The organism is Tahibacter aquaticus, assembly GCF_004363655.1.
Taxonomy (GTDB): domain Bacteria; phylum Pseudomonadota; class Gammaproteobacteria; order Xanthomonadales; family Rhodanobacteraceae; genus Tahibacter; species Tahibacter aquaticus.
Map to the genome: position 1 here is coordinate 386,061 of NZ_SNZH01000003.1, position 16,903 is coordinate 402,963.

At 65.5% G+C, this 16,903-nt stretch carries 12 protein-coding genes; 9 read left to right on the forward strand and 3 right to left on the reverse strand.

Annotated elements, in window-relative coordinates; genetic code table 11:
* Positions 1-81: 81 nt before the first annotated feature.
* The 4 genes from DFR29_RS07090 to DFR29_RS07105 all read left to right on the forward strand — a co-directional run bounded on the left by DFR29_RS07090 (position 82) and on the right by DFR29_RS07105 (position 4,143).
* On the forward strand, positions 82-450 hold the full coding sequence (locus tag DFR29_RS07090; RefSeq protein ID WP_133817886.1) for a hypothetical protein: 369 nt from the start codon (positions 82-84) through the stop codon (positions 448-450).
* Between the two features lie 3 nt (positions 451-453).
* The gene (locus DFR29_RS07095) at positions 454-1,008 is read left to right on the forward strand and encodes a GNAT family N-acetyltransferase (RefSeq protein ID WP_133817887.1); all 555 of its coding nucleotides are present in this window, start codon (positions 454-456) and stop codon (positions 1,006-1,008) included.
* 394 nt (positions 1,009-1,402) lie between these two features.
* A complete protein-coding gene (locus DFR29_RS07100; protein ID WP_133817888.1) occupies positions 1,403-3,001 on the forward strand; it encodes a tyrosine-type recombinase/integrase in 1,599 nt (532 codons plus the stop codon).
* Between the two features lie 215 nt (positions 3,002-3,216).
* Positions 3,217-4,143, forward strand: a complete 927-nt coding sequence (locus tag DFR29_RS07105) for an HNH endonuclease (protein ID WP_133817889.1) — start codon at positions 3,217-3,219, stop codon at positions 4,141-4,143.
* A gap of 684 nt (positions 4,144-4,827) precedes the next feature.
* Here DFR29_RS07105 and DFR29_RS07110 read toward each other — a convergent pair.
* The 3 genes from DFR29_RS07110 to DFR29_RS07120 all read right to left on the reverse strand — a co-directional run bounded on the left by DFR29_RS07110 (position 4,828) and on the right by DFR29_RS07120 (position 6,835).
* Positions 4,828-5,862 carry a recombinase family protein gene (locus DFR29_RS07110; RefSeq protein WP_166653935.1) on the reverse strand — a complete coding sequence of 345 codons (1,035 nt, stop codon included), beginning with the start codon at positions 5,860-5,862 and terminating at the stop codon, positions 4,828-4,830.
* A gap of 161 nt (positions 5,863-6,023) precedes the next feature.
* A complete protein-coding gene (locus DFR29_RS07115; RefSeq protein WP_133817891.1) occupies positions 6,024-6,518 on the reverse strand; it encodes a hypothetical protein in 495 nt (164 codons plus the stop codon).
* Positions 6,515-6,835 carry a hypothetical protein gene (locus tag DFR29_RS07120; RefSeq protein WP_133817892.1) on the reverse strand — a complete coding sequence of 107 codons (321 nt, stop codon included), beginning with the start codon at positions 6,833-6,835 and terminating at the stop codon, positions 6,515-6,517. Before DFR29_RS07120 ends, DFR29_RS07115 begins: the two co-directional genes overlap by 4 nt.
* A gap of 647 nt (positions 6,836-7,482) precedes the next feature.
* Between DFR29_RS07120 and mobQ the strand changes: the two genes are divergently transcribed.
* The 5 genes from mobQ (at position 7,483) to gmtX (ending at position 16,695) form a co-directional block, all read left to right on the forward strand.
* Positions 7,483-9,102 (forward strand): MobQ family relaxase, encoded by a 1,620-nt coding sequence (gene mobQ / locus DFR29_RS07125; RefSeq protein WP_166653936.1) that lies wholly within the window; start codon positions 7,483-7,485, stop codon positions 9,100-9,102.
* Positions 9,103-11,320: 2,218 nt separating this feature from the next.
* Positions 11,321-11,734: a hypothetical protein gene (locus DFR29_RS07130; protein WP_133817894.1), complete on the forward strand. Its 414-nt coding sequence runs from the start codon at positions 11,321-11,323 to the stop codon at positions 11,732-11,734.
* Positions 11,735-12,281: 547 nt separating this feature from the next.
* A complete protein-coding gene (gene gmtY, locus DFR29_RS07135; protein ID WP_133817895.1) occupies positions 12,282-13,772 on the forward strand; it encodes a gamma-mobile-trio recombinase GmtY in 1,491 nt (496 codons plus the stop codon).
* On the forward strand, positions 13,769-16,048 hold the full coding sequence (locus DFR29_RS07140; RefSeq protein WP_133817896.1) for a VPA1269 family protein: 2,280 nt from the start codon (positions 13,769-13,771) through the stop codon (positions 16,046-16,048). The genes gmtY and DFR29_RS07140 overlap by 4 nt, the downstream gene beginning before the upstream one ends.
* A complete protein-coding gene (gene gmtX / locus DFR29_RS07145; protein ID WP_133817897.1) occupies positions 16,036-16,695 on the forward strand; it encodes a gamma-mobile-trio protein GmtX in 660 nt (219 codons plus the stop codon). Before DFR29_RS07140 ends, gmtX begins: the two co-directional genes overlap by 13 nt.
* Positions 16,696-16,903: the final 208 nt, after the last annotated feature.

Below are 16,903 nucleotides of genomic sequence, written 5' to 3' on the forward strand. Positions count from 1 at the left end.
AATGATCAGTGCGCGCTTTGCTGCCCGTGAGAGAAACAGTTAGCACGCGGCAGACCTACTGCACCACTCCTGGAGGAATGCATGGTCATCACCTGTCCCAAGTGTCGACACGAGAACGTCGCGGCCACCGGCCAGGCCATGGAGGCGTGCCCGCAATGCGGGGTGATCTACGCCCGCGCCGCGCTCGCGCAGCACCAGCAGCGCCAGGTGGAATCCGTGCGAGCCCGCGTGGCGGCTGCCGTGCCGGATGGGAATGCGCCGGGGTTCGTTGAGCGCTTCGGCTGGTACCTGACGATCGCGGGGGCGTTGTACGGTTCGGTAATGCTGATTTCGACCTGGGTGCTGGCGGAGAGCGCGCCGCAGCAGGCGGCCGGCGCAGGCCTCGCCGCGGCCGCGGTGGTCGTCCCGTACTGCCTGGCCAGGGCTCTGCAGCAGCTGTTCCGGAAATAGGCCATGCCGCCGGCGAATCGACTCCTGGGGCAATCGCACTACCTGCAGCTCACCTCCAGCAGCGGTGGAGTTGTTGACCTTGGAGACTATCGACTGCGGCGCTTCGACCCCGACGATCTGGCGCGCTATGCAGAGCTCATGTGCGACGAGGGAACGCGCGGGGTGTGGGCGATAGCTGAGCAGCCCGAGGTATATGCGGCCCGCTGCGCGCACTTCCCGCTCCCGTGGGTTGCAGCGGTCGAATCGCGGCCAGTCGGGGTGATCGTGGGTATTGTCGTCGCGCACGGCGACTTGTGCGGCGAGTATTCCGACCTAGCCGTCTACTTGGTTTCCGAGCATCGAGGTCAGGGCCTAGGTCGACTCATCCTGAGCGTGCTGGTAACGCTGGCGCGCGACTACGGCACGCAGCCCACGGTCCGCACCATGAGCGGAGACGAGCGTGCGAGCGCCGTTGCAGGTAAGTGCGGTTTCCGAGTTGTTGGGCCGGATCCGGACCATCCCAGGCAGATCCTGTGGCGGTACGTCGTACCTGCCGCCATCGCCGACGTGGGCGAGTGATCACAGCGGACGAGTAGAGGAGTAGCGCTCAGGGTGTCGATTGCTTTACACAAGTGCAAAAATGCGTTGTGTAATTCGTGTGTAACCGTGTCGCCAAAACCCGGCAAAACGGTGCAACAGGAGGCAACGAAGCCACTGCTTATTTGCTTGATTCTGCAAGGATAAGTGGTGGCCGGGGACGGAATCGAACCGCCGACACGGGGATTTTCAACGGAAGGTCCGATGAATTGTTGATCGAGCCTCGGACACGTAATATTTATTAATCAATAGGTTACGGAAATATCGCTTGGCAACAGGCCGTCGGTAACCGCGGCTGACCGAGGGTTTTAGGGAGCCATAGGGGAGCCAGGACCTCTGGTAGCCTACGCGCCATCCCCCAGGCGCGCGGCTTCCCATGGCCACCTCCGTTCACCTCGACCTGACCCCCAAAATCCTCGACATCCTCCGCTTTGACACGATGCTGGATGCGCAGGGGAGACCCGCCGGGCCGACGCCGGCCAGCGCGAAGGAGTGGGTGGTTCGGGACAAGGGCGTTCGAGGCCTGCTCCTCCGCCTGACGCCGCGCACGATCACCTGGTATGTGCAGCGAAAGGTTGCCGGGGCGCCGATGCGCCGGGCCATGGGGCACTGGTGGAGCGCGGACGAAGGCTACCGGCGGCTCTCCCTGACCGAAGCGCGCAAGCGAGCCAAGATTTGGCTCGGGCTGATGGAGCAGGGCATTGATCCGCTCGTCGAGAAAAAGAAGCGGCAGCGGGCCGCGCAGTCGGAGCGCGAACGCGACGGCCTGACGCTCAAAGTGGCGTTTGACGATTACGTGGAAGCCCGCGCCCGGAAAGCCAAAGCCAGCACCACGGCCGACCGAAAGAAAGTGCCCAAATGGATGACGGGGGCTCCCTTGTGGGTGATGCCCGTGCACGACATCGACGAGGCGGCGGTGGAGGCAACCCTCGGCCCGCTGCTGCGCGCGGTGGCCGATGGAACGAAGCGGCCGGCCTGGGGGCCGAAATCGCTGAGCGGCGGCACCGTCGCCAAGCTGTTCGCCTATTGCTCGGCGGCCTACGCGCGTGCGTCACCCAAGGTCGGTCTTCCGTCCGGGCGTGGGGTGGGCCCGTTCGCGGCGTGGCGTGCGGATCAGCGATGGCCGCAGCCGGTGCGGCGGGAGACGTATCTGGCCACGGCCAGCGACGCCGGACAGTCCTGGCTGAAGCAGCTCGTGGATCTGCGCGCCCAAGCTCACGATCCGGACATCCTGCGGCAGCGGCCGGATCCGCGCAGCCGCGAAGTCAAGCCTCACGCGAGCGTGCTCCTGGATTTCTTCCTATGCGTCCTGCTGTGGGGTTCGCGGAAAGAGGAGACCGCGCGGCTGAAATGGGACGACGTGGACCTGGAGCGCAACCTCATCGTGTTCCCGGCCTCGGTCACCAAGTCGGGCAAGGCCGGCGTTGTGCCGCTGACCCCGTGGGCGAAAGAGGTCCTGGTCGAGCGGCGTACCGCGAACAGCGCATGGCGCCCTGACGACGAAGCGTGTTGGGTGTTTCCGTCCCGTCAACGGGGCAAGCCGTTGAACAACCCACGATCGGTCTTGCTGGCGCTCCAGAAGCACACCGGCCTCTGGATCACCGCGCACGACCTCCGTCGCACGTTGGCAACCGAGCTCGGCCAGGTGCAGGTCTCGGTTGAGAGTCTTGGGCGTCTGCTCATCGTCGGCGCCGCGTTGAACCACAGCCGGGGCGCAACCGGCGCTACGCCGAGCAACGCGACGTCGGGGTACATCCAGGAGCAGGCGGAAGTCCTGCGGCCGAGCTACCAAGCGCGGGAGAACAAGCTGCGTTCGTTGGTCGGTTTGCCTGCCTTGTCAAAGAGAGCAGCGGCTCAGGTCTCAGCTTCCGAGTCGATCGATTTGGCGGCCCTGTTGCATCGGCTTGAGACCGATGGTGTCGCCGCACAGCAAGTCCTCGAGGCATTGCTGCGTCGGCGCGCGACAACGTCCTGAGCAACCGCGGACCGAAAGGTTTCAATCTGGGGCAAGGCAAAGAAAGCTTGCGACGGGCGCACTACCAGTCCTTCCCGACGATGTCGCCTTGTATCCAACGTTTCTTTATGTGCATATAGCAAAGAAGGCGCTCCGTTCGCTTCTCACTGGCCGCCGCAGTCGTGTTCAAAAAACTATTCTTCCGCCTCATCAGCGCAGAGGCAGGTAGGGGGCTCATGGCACAGTTTGAGTTGATCACATCGCAGAACGACATCGGCGTTGCGCAGCGAGCGTTTGAACGGTTGCTCGATTCAGCAATGCCAAGGTGTCCGGGCACCTTCATGATCGGCTATCAAGGGGGCAATGTCGAAACAAAAAGCCTTCGATCCAACAGAGACATCTGGCACCACCGACAGATCGTCACCGAGGGCGTGAAGTACCCGCGGTACTGGAACGCGTTCGGACTTGCCGCGGATCTCCGATCTACCGGCTCAAACAAGATAACGGTCGAGATCAACTCTCCGATCGTCGGGGCTGCGCCGGCCGTGGCCGGTTTGTTTGCGCGCGAAGTTTCAAGCGGACGACTTGCCCTGCTTCACAGCGGCAAGGTAGGAGGAGGGAAGGCTGGCGTGGGTCAATCGGCCTTCGTTGGCTGGTTCGATGGAACACCTGTGCAGGTGTCGAACGCGGAGCGTCGTGGAAAGAAGCGGGAAGCTTTTTTGATCGCCCTGCTCGATGACCCCAAAGGAGTTCGCGGTGTCTCCAAGTTCGTTTCAGCGGTCGCGGCGTTCAAGGCCCGGGATTCAACAATCGACTTAAGACGCATGACCTTGCAAGAGCTTCGAAGGCGTGCGCTTGCAGCTGAGCGTCTTCCGAAGAAAAGTGCGCGCACTTCGTTCGTGTTCAAGCGGAATCCGTACGTTGCTGGCCACGCGAAGAGGCGCGCCGATGGGCGGTGCGACCTTTGTTCGAAACCAGCTCCCTTCGTGTTCGACAACGAGCCGTTTTTGGAGTGCCATCACGTCCTGCCGTTGTCCGACGGCGGGACGGACACCATCGACAATACCGTTGCGTTGTGCCCTAACTGCCACCGCCGTATGCATCTTGATCCGGCGGACACGGACCTTGAGCGGCTCCGCCGGCGAGCCGTTGGTAAAGGCTAACTTTCAGGAGGAGAGGTTCGTGCGCACACGACTTTGCTTGACGATTCTGGCAATGGCTGGCACGCCGGCCGCCTACGGTGCCAACAGCTGTGGTTCTGCGCCTCTGCCTACCACGCCCGTTGGTCCTACCAGTTCGGTTGTATGGCGGGCCAGCAATTCGGATTCGCCCGTCAACGCCACCATTTGGCGCATACCATGCAGCGCCACGGATTCGATGGTCGTAGTAACACTCACGCCATCGCCGGGGGCTACGTCTCCCTTCATTTGCTACACGAGCATAACGCTCCTTCAGGCAGGTGGGCTTCAAACCACCGCGTTCAACTTGCGAACCGATCCGCCAACGAGCTCAAATATTTGCCGGAGTGTGGTTTCTACGGTGACCGCGGCGCTTGTTCCCACCGTTGCCACGCCCGCAGCAGTGGACTTCGATCAAGGCTTCAGCCTTGATTACGACGGGACCTCATCGGGTCATCACGTTGTGGCCGTTTCCGCGTACAACCCAGCTGCATACAACTTGACGCCGCCACCGGGTCCGAACAGCGTGAACGTTTTTGTGGGAGGAAAAAACGTACTCTTTCAGAACTGCACGGTGGCTTCGGCGCCTGTGGGTGGCAGCACGCAATACACAGCGAGCTGCGCTTTAGAGGCCCCGATGAAAGCATCAGGATTCGAGCGTTACGACTATTAGTCTGGACGCTCAGTACGTCGCTCAGGCGACCTCGTCGGATCCTTTGTGGCGAGCACGCGCGCCATGCGGCGGCGCGCAGCGAACACGGACTGCGCTTCAGCGAACACTTCGGGATCCACGATGCCCGCGAAAGCGCCCTTCGATCGAACCCATGTTGTTTCTGGATTGATCACGATGCGCGATCGCAGTTTGCGCGAGCGGCGGTTGTACACGTTGTTGCCGATGTAAGCCTCGTTGCGAAGGATGGCCCGGATCCGCTTGGGTTTCCACGGCCGACCTCCCGGACCGGGAATTCCTTCTGCGTTGAGGTCTGCAGCGATCCGGTTCATGGAGTGTTTCAGCAGGGCGAAGTGGCGGAAGATGCGCATCACCACGGCCACTTCGAGTGCTGGGCCGGGAACGAGTACCGTCCGGTCCTCGCGCAACGATTTCCGCTCGCCCGGGTGCAGCACACCTTTCCGCTCGCCTCGTTCGTTGACCAGCATCCTCTGCAAACCGTACGCCGCTTCCGCACCCTGCCAGTAGCCTTTCTCCACAAGTCGGGATTGTCCGGTGAAAACCCGCACCGACAGCTCGCGGCCGAACTCGCTCGCCATGGTCCGCTTGATCGACTTGATGAGCGCGGACATCGGACTGCTGTCGTCCTCGAACGGCTCCGCGCAGTAGAGCACGCGGATACCGGCCCGCCGGCAGGCGAACTCGTAGTACGCGCTTTCGTCCGCGTCCTGCGATCGTCCCCACCGGCTCACGTCGTAAACGAGCACCACTGAGAACTCCAACTCCGATTCTCCCGCCGTCACGTCGGTGATCAGCTGCTGCAGCGCTTCGCGCCCATCGAAGGTTCGTCCGCTTTTGCCGGCGTCGGCGTAGGTCTTGACCACGCGCATGCCGCGTTCGTCGGCGTAGGCGCGGATCGCGGCGCTTTGGTTCTCCAGCGAGTAGCGTTGGTGCTCCTTCGACATGCGGATGTACTCCGCTACGTGAACGACGTTCCGATTGCTGGAGTTGTTGGGACCAACGGTTGCACTCACGTTCGTTTCCTTCTGCATGCATGGGTCGGTTGCAGAGCCGTCCGGGCGCGCCGACGAAGCGCGGTGGACGATGACGATGCCCTCCGGAGCCACGCGCTCGTCGCGCTCGGCCGGTGATCGCTTGCACGCCGCTGCACGGCGCGTTCTTTCTGTTGCTCGGGCTACTCGGGCTGCCGTGTGTCGGTCCCGCTGTCGTGCGAGCCCATCGCTGCCGCGAGGGTCGCCGCTGCAGCTTCGTCGGACGCGTCGGTTCCCTCGATCGTCTCCGCACTGCCGCGGTCGCGATCAACGGGCTTCGGTCCGGCGATCCCCGACTGCACGGAACCGCTCCGGCGACCTTGGGCCAAGTAGCCTTCGCCGTGGCGTAGGTAGGCGACACGTACCGTCGGCGAATGCGACGCCCGTGCTCGTCCGTCGATGAGCGCACCCGCAACCTCCGCGAGCCCCCAGTCCGGGACCACGGCTTGCACCAAGGAGCCGATCTCCAAGCGCAGGCGCGTTCCGCTGCGCCGTGCCGCTTCTTTTTCCTGCGCCGCCTCGCGCAGTTCGTGAAACAGTTGCCGAGCCTGCAGCTGCGCTACCCGTTTCGTCGCCCGCGCGACCTGCACCGCCATGCGTTGTTCCGCTGCTGTGCGTTTTGTGCGTTTGTCGATCACGGTCGTGGCCTCGGCGGTCGCGGTGCGTTCGTCGTTGGCTGTTTTGTTGCTTCGTCGAGATTTGACTCAGCGTTCCGGTCGTCGGTTTCGGGCGCGAGTTTCGGCACCAACCTCAGCTTCGGCGCGGGCGGCCATGCGTCCAGCTGGTTCTGCGCGAGGTGGTAAACGGATGCGCTGCACTGCATCAGCTCCCACAGGTCGGCTTGTTGCAGGCGACGCTGTGGATAAACCTCATCGTTTCCCGCAATTTCCAGAAGGTTGAGGGCAACCTGGTGAAAGTACGTAATTGCAGTTTGGAGTTCGAAGGTCAGGTGCATCGGTTCGTCCTTGATGTTGTGAGGATCGAACTCATCGAATCACAACGTGCTCCTGCCGCAAGACGACAGCTGCACGCCAACGTGCGCGCAATGCGTGCATGGGAACCCCGCTCCGCGCTGGGGACTGAGCGTTCTAGTTGTCGGTCGCGGGTGCAACCTTTCGTCGCAGGCGGGCTGTTTGTCCGCGCGTGCCTGCCTGTTCGTTCCGCGCTTCAACCAAAACAGAAGGCATTCCGCGCGTTCGATGTGCGTGCAGCATTGAGAACGGCGGCTGCGAAACGGCCGCTAGGAACGTGCGCAAATCGTGGTGGCTCCGTTCGTCCGGTCGGCGTCGCACGCTCGCGTGCATAGCCGACGCTGGACGGTCCGGCCGTGTGCACGAGGTCGTGGCAAAAGCTTGGCACGACGCCGGGTTACTTTTTGAAGCAAGAGCGCATCTACGCAAACCTCCGGTTTGCCCGCCGCCTTCGGTCGGCGGATGCGCTGGAGCGTTGCCCCAGACCCCGGCGCACGCGCCGCACGACGAGCAGGAGCAAACCGTACCGATCGGCACGCGGCGTGCGCACAACGTCGCGCACTTGTCGTCTTGCGCAGCTCGGTCCGTCTTTTACCGTGCAATGCAGGGCAGCAAAGGAGCGTGGCGCGGCATGGCGATTTTCTACGTCGATCTGAAAGTGTTCAGCCGCAGCCAGGGGCACACCGCGACCGCTGCTGCCGCATACCGTGCCGGCGTACGCATCAAGGACGAGCGCACCGGACTTGTGCACGACTACCGAAAACGTACCGGTGTCGTTTCGGTAGCGATGCGTGCGCCCGCCGACGCCCCGGAATGGGCGTGCGATCCGTTCAAAGTTTGGAGCGCCGCGGAGATGGCGGAGTTGCGCGCGAACGCGCGGGTCGCGCGGGAACTCCTCGTCGCACTGCCCGCCGAACTCGATGCGTCCCAACGAAGCGATTTGGCCGAGGCCATCGCGCAATCTTTGGTCGATCGTTACGGCGTCGCCGTCATGATCGCGATCCACGGACCGGGGAAAGGCGGCGACGATCGGAACCATCACGCGCACCTGCTCATGACCACGCGCACACTGCGTGCCGAAGGGTTCGGCCCCAAGGTTCGTCAGCTCGACGACCAACGGAGCGGCCCCGAAGAAGTACGCGCGTTACGGCAGCTCGTCGCTGCGCTCACGAACCATCATCTGCAGCGAGCAGTTCTGGATGCACGCGTTGATTTCCGTTCGCTCGACATGCAAGCGAAAGAGGCCGCAGAACGGGGCGACGTCGAGGCGGTCGCGCGGCTGGCGCGCCTGCCGCAGCGGCACGAAGGCAAGGCCGCGACCGCGGCGCTTCGGCGGGGCGAGCACAGCGGCGCGCGCGAAGCGAACCAGCAGGTGAGCACGGACAACCGCGCGCTCAGCGAATTCGCGCAGCAGCGCGCCGCGGAACTTCGCCGCGAACGGGAACCTCAGCGTCGCGCCCGGAAGCCGGTTGCCGGCCAAAGATCGCGCGCACGTCCCACGACCTTCCAAGCACCGGCTCCGCGACCGCGGCGTCTTGCTCAGGAGTCACGAGATCCTTACCTGGCCGGTCTCGCAGAGACCGTGGCGTTCGTCCGTCGTTTGTCGGACGAGACGGTGCAGAACGATCGGCGAAGGGCGCGCCAAGCCGCGCAGGATCTCCGTAGAGCCACGCGCACTCGGGCAGGGGCTCGGCTTTCGATCAGCGATGATTGTGGCGCCGCCATCGGTGCGGCTCTTGCTCTGATCCCAGAGCATTCGTCGCCTCCGGGTTCGTCGAACGGACGAACGGTGCTGCCCCCGATTGCGGAAGACGGTTCCGCTGCTTCGAACAGCGTGACGCCGGAGGGCGAATGTGCCACGCGGCCGATCGATCCCCGTGCAACCGCCAGCACGCTGACACCGGCATCAGAAGGCGTGACAGCCGTTGCGGGTGCGTCCGCAACTGCGAACAACACCGGCCCTCGTGAGGCGCGTCCCGTGTCGGCAGCGATCGCCGAGCCAAGATCGTATGCGCCGGCCCGTGGGCCGCAGAACCGACGGGAATGGGCCCAGTTGCGACGCCAGCAGCGGGCTGCGGCTGCCAGCCACGTCTCACCGTCCGCTGCAGAAAATCCCACCGCTGCAGCGCTGTCGCCGGCGTCCCCTTCTGCGGTCGTGTTGGTAGCCCCTTCGACCATCACGCCGAGCGGTAACGGAGGTCCTGCACCGGCACCCGAACGACCACTCAGCTCGCGACGGCCACGTCCGTGATGAGCTCGACCGCGGAGGTGCGGGCTGGCTCAACAGGTCTGTCCGATTCGTCAGGGGGACAGCAGCGCACGTTGGCGCACAACTTCCGGGCGTCCGCCCGTGACGCGTTGCATCGAGAGATTACATAGGCACGAAGTGCCCAACGCGACGAGTCAGCGTTTGAAGGCGCGGCGGTCGATTCTCCTGGCGTCGCCTCTACCTACCGAACGATGGGGCGTTCGGCTGGGCGGGACGGATCCTGGGGGATTCGCTGGCGAGAAAGTTGTTGGCGCGGGCTCAGGTGGTTTCGACGCAACACCTGCAGGTAGCGCGGCCTTGACCTACTACAGCGGACATTCGGTGGTTCGTGCTGACCTTAGCGCTGTCGGTACGCGACACGGTGTTGCTCCGAGATTTTTTGAGAAAGGCGCACTTGCCCAGTGATTCAGGTGTCGATTCGGCGGTCTAAAAAGCCGCAGTGGTTGAAAGGTATACTTGAATGCGAGACTATCGAATCGGATTTCTTGCGGGAGAGCGGTGCTTTGAACGCTTGGTCCGAATCATTTACTCGACCGGTTGGCTACAACAACGGTCATACGCTTTGGCAGTCTTGTACCGAGCTTTTCCAGCTTGATGCGGCGGGAAATTCGGTGCTGGTGACGACGCGGTCAACGTACTTCGTAACCAACGTTGGCGGCTTGCTCGTCAACGGATCATTTCAGTCGCTAGGGCGCGCCCAACACTTTCTAGCGAGAATTCCGCATGCCACGGTCTCCCATTTTGTGCGACGCTCCAAGGTGATCCGCGCGAGGTACGGCTACTTGCTCTGGCACTTGGCAGAGATGCGTGTTGACTTGAGAGGTAACCAACCCCTTCTCGAAAACATCGTGACAGAAGAGTTCGCTGTTCAATCTCCGGACGGCGGGTTCGAAGTTTTAAAGGTCGCCAGTAGTGATGAGGCTATCGCGGCTTTGATTGAAAGGACCCGCGACCCTCCCGCACCGTCCACAGGCACTCGGCCAGCGCCTTGAAGCAGATTGCGTTTGCTATGCAAACGTTCTGCCTACGGGGTAGTCGTGTCTGTTGTTCAGACTTCCGATGGTGGGCTGTTGGCCACTCCATCGGCCGTTGCAGACATCCACGGCCTCGTCAGCGTCAGCTGCCGCAGCCTTGGGATCTGTACGATGCAGCGAGGCGATGAACGCTTTGAACCAGAGATCTTTCTGGGTCAGGTCAGAGGCTTTCGACTTGAGCACGTGGGACATGGCGGGCACCCTGGTTGAGCTGTGTCTTGATCTAACAGAAAACGGTCGTCGCGCAAGGGGGGCGGCTTGTCTTTGTTGCTCCGCAAAGCGGCAAGGCCCAACGCGCGCTCGCAGCCAGAGGCTGCGCACCTATTGGCCGGGTCCGCGGACGAGGGTTTTTCCCGATGATCCGAGGTCGAGCCTTCGCCCGGACCGTGATGCTGCGGCGGCGCCGTTCAGTTCTGGCTGGCCCACCCGACCGCCCGCGCCCGCGCCGTCCCAAGCGCGAATCCAGTTGCAGCCCACGGGACGCCATCATCGCGCGCCGTGGCGTCCGAAGACGTCGTGCAGGTGGTGAGGACCAGTGCGTTGCCGCCCGACGTTCGTACGCCGCGGTGATCCTGCGGCTGGCGCACGAGCGTCCAACTTTCATCAGACCCCGGCGCTCAACTTGGCTATTAAACGCAGTCGAGAGGAGAGCTCCGTACGGACAGGGTTCCGTCGCCACCCCCATCTCCGCGTCCGCCTCGGCCGCGCTGAGCAGCCCCGACCGCTTGTGCCCGGGCGAAGGAAGAAAAAGCAATGTGACCGCGGGCGCGAAAAAGGGAACTCAACTTGCTGGATCCGTACGGTTGACGCGTTGCAGCAGCGGACTATGGTGATCCGGACCGAGCCCGTCTCTCGGCCGTGTCGACGCCGGCCGCTGTTCGCGCGCGGCCCCCGTTCCACCGCCGGATGGGCGGTGCCCGCATTCTTCAGGAGGAAGTCATGTAGCGACCGCCCGCTGTTCCGATCGTAGGTAGCCTGCGGCAGCGCAAGAGATGGAGACGGTGGCTCGGAACGTCTAGGTTCCGAGCCACCGAAGCGTGGTTTCCTGGTGGTCCCCACGCTTGAACTCTAGCTCACCGTGTCGGCACGTCAAGCGAGTTTTCCGCTCGCGCGGCATCGTGCGCTCGCCGTTTCCCGCAACTTTCAGCAGGAAACGCCCCGTGAACTTGAAGCAGTTGATCAACCTCATTCTCGACCATCCCGAACTGTCCAACGCGCGCATCGGACGCCTGTCGCGTTCGAGTACGCGCACGGTGTACCGCTACCGCAAGCTGTTGCAGGACGTCTCCCTTTCGGCTGCGGAACGCAGCGACGAAGAGTTGTTGCGAGCCAAGTTCAATCGTCCGCGTCATGTGCCTGCAGGCAAGACCCCGATCGACTGGTCGCAAACCCGTGCCGTGCTCTGCACACCGAACGTCACCGTACGCGACGCGTGGGAGCAGTACCGTGCCTCGCGGCCCCTACCGCATGTGGGCTACTCGCGGTTCCGTCGCCAAGTGCGGGCTCGGTTCGGCAAGGTGTACATCGTTTCCAGCCCGGGCAGCGGTGGCGACGCGTTGGTCAACGGTTCGCGGTCGTGATTCCCGCCGGGATCGCACGCTGGTCCGCCGGTGCGTTCGTAGCGTGTACACCCTTCCACATGGTGGCGTTTGCGGCGCAGTTGCTTTCCTGTGCGCAGGCCATCGCGTTGCTGTTCGGCGCAACGTCCGCCCGTCTTCAGTTTCGAGCCGCTTGTCGGGGGGCTGTCGGAACGATCGGGGAGAACCGGCTGGTTCGGCGCTGCGCCCGCAGTATCGGAACAATCAGTGGGTACGGCCGATCGGCGCGGTTGGGTGGGGGCGGAACGTGGTGCGGGACGAGTACGGCGCGAGGGGCTTGCGGGGTTCGGCAAGCCTGTTATTCGTACGGGACCCCAATCACGGAGACGCAGCACAGCACGAGACGCCTGACTTCGTCCGCAGGACGCGCATCAACGAAAGAGACCCAGCACCTTGGCGGGTGCTGGGACTCGCTGAAGCGGAATTTTCGAGCACCGCATCGGCATCGTAGCGCGAAACCCACCTTCGTCAAGAGTGCCCGAGCATTCGGGAGGGTGGCCTGCGGCTTCTTGTTTCTGGGAGAACGCCGATGCCCTACCTGATGACAACCGTTTCCGATGTTGACGCCGTTTCGCCCGCCTCCCATCCCGGATGCCACGCGGTTCGGTCCTGCCGCTTCCACCACGTCACGCACGAGCCCGTACCTTCGGTGCTGGACCCGCACCGCCTTCTCTACGTCCTCTGGACGTGGGACGAGCACAGCAAGCCGGCTCGGTTCGAACCGCTGGTGCAGTATTTCGAGCACTTGGGTCGGCGCTGCAAGCCGGAGCGTCAGCGCCGCACCGCGCGGATGGTCGGCCTGCTCAGCGACTTCGTTCGGGCGCACGCCCGCAGCAGCAGCCCGGAACCCGTGTGGGCGGCGTTCCCTGAAGCGCTCGTCGGCGGTACCGAGCACCTGACCGGGCCGCTGCGGGACCTGCTCTGGCCCCCGGCTTCGCCGCGTTCGGCCCGGGCCCGACTCGGCCTGCTCAACGGGTTCCTCGAGTGGCTGGGCGACCGGGCTGGTTCGCGGACGTCGTTGGCGCCGTGGATCGATCCGTTGTTGGCGGCGCGGCAGGCCGCTCATCGCGCCAAGCACGCCACCTTGCCCTTCCGGGCGGTGAGCTGGGGCGCGCACGCGCGGGGCCGTGCTGCGGCCTGGGGGCACAAACCGGTGGTACACGACCGCGACGCCGTGGCGTTCGACGAAGCCCGTCTGGAAGATCTGCTGTTCTTCGGGTTCCGCCGGCGCGGTGCGCGGGCGGAAGACGGCGAGTTGGGGCTGGATCTGCGCGACGTCCTGATCACGATCCTGCTGCACGCCGGCGGCTTACGCTCGTGCGAGCCGTTCCATCTGTTTGTGGACGACGTGGGGGTGGATCCGAACGATCCGGAGAGCGCGGAAGTGCGGCTCTACCACCCCGAAGAAGGGTGGGCCCCGGCCCACGCGCAGGCACCGCGCCGACGGCGCGACGCCGTGCGGCGCGAGGAATACCTGCGCGAATGGCACGGCCTTGTTCCGCGGACGGACGGGCCTTCGGGGCAGCGCGCGGGGTGGAAGCACCTTCGCCTGGATCGTCCCGCGGAGTCCTACGCCGTGGTGCGGTGGTTTCCGACCGAGTGGGGGCGGGTCTTCCTGCGCTTGTTCGGGCTGTACCTGAATCAACAGCGTCCTGAATCGGTCGGGCATCCGTATCTGTTCGTGTGCGACCACGGTGCGCAAAGCGGGCGGCCGTACACCCTGCAGAGCTACCGCCAAGCGCACGCGGTGGCGGTGCGGCGCCTCGGCCTGAACGTGGCCAAGGCTTTGGGGACCACGCCGCACGCGCACCGGCACGCCTACGGGCGGCGTCTTGCCGCCGCCAAGCTGCCGAAAGGTACGGTGCAGATCGCCATGCACCACCGCTCGCCGCTGTCCCAAGAGGTCTACACGCAGCCCACGTTGCAGCAGGTCGCCGAGGGGATGGAGGAGCACAGCAAGCGCTTGCGCGGGCGGCGGGGGAGCGTCTCGGCGCTGCTGTCGCACGGGGGTGAAGCATGAGCACGTCTTCGATCGTCGCGAGCAAGACCCCGTTGCCGTTTCGGCTCGGCAAGGACGACCCCACGTTTGCGTGGGTCACCGACCACGAGCCGGCGATGGAGCCCTGGCGGATGGCGTTGGCGGAATGGGTGCGCGGGGCGGTGTACCCGGCACCGGCGATGCAGCACGGCCGGGAGTTGGTTCGTTACCTGTGGAGCTGCCCGACCGCCGCGCGCGACCCTGAGCGGTTCTGCCGCGCGGACTACAGCGCTCCGATGGAGCTCGCGTCGTTCCTCGACAGGCCCAACAGCCGCTCGAACACCGCGGCAAAGCTCCACAACGGGATTTATCGCTTTTTCGACTGGCTGCTGCACGACCGGCCGTCCGGGCCGTTGGCCGACGGGAGCCGGGCGTACCGCAACCCGCTGAGCCGAAAGCCGTTGGTCGCGGGGCCGGCGCGCACGCACCGCACGGCGATGCCGATCGCGTTGCTCGATGCGTTGGCCGAGGTGCTGACGGCCGACGATTACGCCTGGCCGAAGACGATCGCCGCGGACTGGGGGACCGATGTGCACGGCAACCGGGTGTGGTGCCCGGTGCGCGCCGTCGCGATGCTGATCAAGGTGCGCTTGCCTCTGCGCAACGCCGACGTGCGGTTCCTGGAGTCGGGCGAAGGCGATGCGGAGCGGTTCACGCCGGCGGGGTGGGTGGCGAACCCGACCCCGTGCTGCACGGGCGGGCGCGGGAAAGCCCCGCAGCGCGGGTTTCTGCGTCGGCTGCGGCGCACCGAAGGAACCGACATGACCGTGTTTTTCGTGAACACCGACAAGGGTTACGACCGCATGCAGTTCGCGCACCACCCCGGCCGGGTGGTGCCGTGGCCGCAGGACGACGTGGCGCAGGCGGTGCACGGTCTCGAGGCGTGGCAGCAGGAACACAACCCGGTCGCGGCGCCAACCCGGTGGACGACGCTCCAGGACGGGCGCGTGCGCAAGGACCCGAAAGCCTACGAGAAGCAGCCCGACGCGTTCTTCCTGCTGCGGGATCCGCTCGGCACGCTCCGGAACGAGCCGCTCAGCGACGCCCGGTTGAGGACGATGTGGCTGGCCCTGCTGGACGAGACGTCGCGGCGTTTGACGAGGGGCGATTACCCGGAGTTGGCCGCGGCGATCCCGCAGCTGGTGGACGCACGCTCGCCAAGCGGGCGGGCGACGCACGCGGTCTACGACCTGCACACGCCGCGCGTGTCGTACACGACGGCGCTGTACGACGCCGAGGTGCCACCGGCGACGATCGGCTGCTGCCTGGGCCACACGACCGAACGGATGACCAGCCACTACTACGCGCCGTCCGACGCGGCCGTCGTGGGCACGATGAAGGAGGCGCAGCAGCGGTTGCAGGAGAACCGCAGCGCCAACCTGGCCGCGTGCGAAAAGCCGGGCGGCGGGTCGCTGTGGTTGCCCGCAAGCTGGGTGGTTGGGTTGATGGGGGCGGCCGCATCCGGCGGCAGCCCGTCGGGCCTGGCGTCGCCGGTCTCGTCCACGACGGGGTACGGCGTGTGCCCGGTGGGCGCTGGCCGTTGCCACGTGGGCGGGCGGGTGACGGCGGACGGTGTGCCCGGCCCGGTACCCGGTGGGCCGAACCGGTGCCTGCAGTGCCGCTTTTTCGCCACCGGGCCGGCGCACCTGCCGGGTTTGCTCGACCGCCTCAACGACCTGAGCGCGGCGTTCGGTCGACGCATCGCCGCGTACTGGCGCCGGGAGTTCGACGCGCGCCTGTGCGAAGACAGCTTGAGCGCGGTACAGGATCCGGCGGCGCGGCCGGCGCTGCGCGCCCAGTTCGTGACCGCCCAAAAACGGTCGGACGAAGCGCTCGGCGAGCTGGTCGCGTTGCAGCCCGCCTGGGAAGCCGCCTTTGCGGCGGCGACGCGGTGCCAAGCGGTGGCCCGGACGGGTAGGGCCGGGCTGGATCTGGTGGTCAACGGGACGGCGGAGGATTGGGCCGAAGCGCAGGCGGCGGCGAAGGAGCCGAACGTGCTTCGCGCCATCACTAAGGATGCGCGGGTGCATTGCGGGCCGGACGCGGCGTCGGCGGAGACGGCCCGTCGGGTGGCCGATCGTCTGGTTGCCGAGCACTGCGTGGAGCCGCCGCCGGCGACGCTGGGACCGGAGCACGCTCGGGCTGTGGCGTCGGCGCAGGTGGCGTGGCGGCTCCGGGTGGCGAGCGGAGCGGCGGAGGGTAGGGACAGCTCGCGGCGGGATCTGTGGTCGTGGGCGGAGGACGGGTGCGCGACCTGACGGCCAGCACGGACACGGGGGCGCTGTGCGCCCGGCTGCGCGCCGCCCACCCGCGGCGGGCGGTCGTGGTGCAGCGGCTGCACGACGTGTGCACGGTCATGGCGCGAACGCCCGGCGCGGTGTTCACCGTCGCGGCGGTGGCGGCGGCCTGCGCGAACGCGCGGTACCCGGGCGACGTGCCGGGCCCAGCCGAAGGCACGATCCGCAACCCGGAGGGCGAACCGTACCGGAAGCTGATCGCGGCGTTCGCGACGCGGAACCCCGTGTCGAAGCGATCGCGCGCGGTGGACCCGAACGACGCGGAGCTGGCGCGGGCGCCGCCGGTGGTGCGGCAACGGGTGCGTCAGCTGGAGCGCGCGGTTGCCTCCCTGAGCGCCGAAAACAGGGTGCTGAGGGAACACGCGGTCCGATCGGCGTGCGCGGTAAGGCCTGCGGCGGCTACCGTGGAACCGGCGCTGTCGCCGGAGGGGCTTGAGGGGCTGCGCGACTGGCTCTCACCCGATCATCGGGCGTCGCTCGGGTGGCGCGTGGACGCCGGAGGAAGGCTGCTCGATGCACGGGGCACGACGTTGATGGCTTCAGAAGCCTACCGGACGCTGCGGGAGATGCTGGCGCACTGCCGATCAGGCAACGGCGCTAGCCCGTAGGCTCCGCCGGCGTTGACTGCCGCCTCTACGCTTTAACAGGAAGGGTTGCTCGGCGCTCGACGTCGATGGGCGAGGCAATGACGAAGGCGGGCGGTGCTTCTTGAGCCGATGTCGACGGGTCCGACAATCGTGCAGCGTTGCCGCCATCGACGAACCGCTGACTTGGCACATGGGGACCGATTGGCCAAACTAGTGTCGTGAGGGGTGC

Bases quoted from the DNA above. Each gene is read 5' to 3' on its own strand.
- DFR29_RS07090 (WP_133817886.1), top strand. From the start codon at position 82: ATGGTCATCACCTGTCCCAAGTGTCGACACGAGAACGTCGCGGCCACC.
- DFR29_RS07095 (WP_133817887.1), top strand. From the start codon at position 454: ATGCCGCCGGCGAATCGACTCCTGGGGCAATCGCACTACCTGCAGCTC.
- DFR29_RS07100 (WP_133817888.1), top strand. From the start codon at position 1,403: ATGGCCACCTCCGTTCACCTCGACCTGACCCCCAAAATCCTCGACATC.
- DFR29_RS07105 (WP_133817889.1), top strand. From the start codon at position 3,217: ATGGCACAGTTTGAGTTGATCACATCGCAGAACGACATCGGCGTTGCG.
- DFR29_RS07120 (WP_133817892.1), bottom strand. From the start codon at position 6,835: ATGCACCTGACCTTCGAACTCCAAACTGCAATTACGTACTTTCACCAG.
- mobQ (WP_166653936.1), top strand. From the start codon at position 7,483: ATGGCGATTTTCTACGTCGATCTGAAAGTGTTCAGCCGCAGCCAGGGG.
- gmtY (WP_133817895.1), top strand. From the start codon at position 12,282: ATGCCCTACCTGATGACAACCGTTTCCGATGTTGACGCCGTTTCGCCC.
- DFR29_RS07140 (WP_133817896.1), top strand. From the start codon at position 13,769: ATGAGCACGTCTTCGATCGTCGCGAGCAAGACCCCGTTGCCGTTTCGG.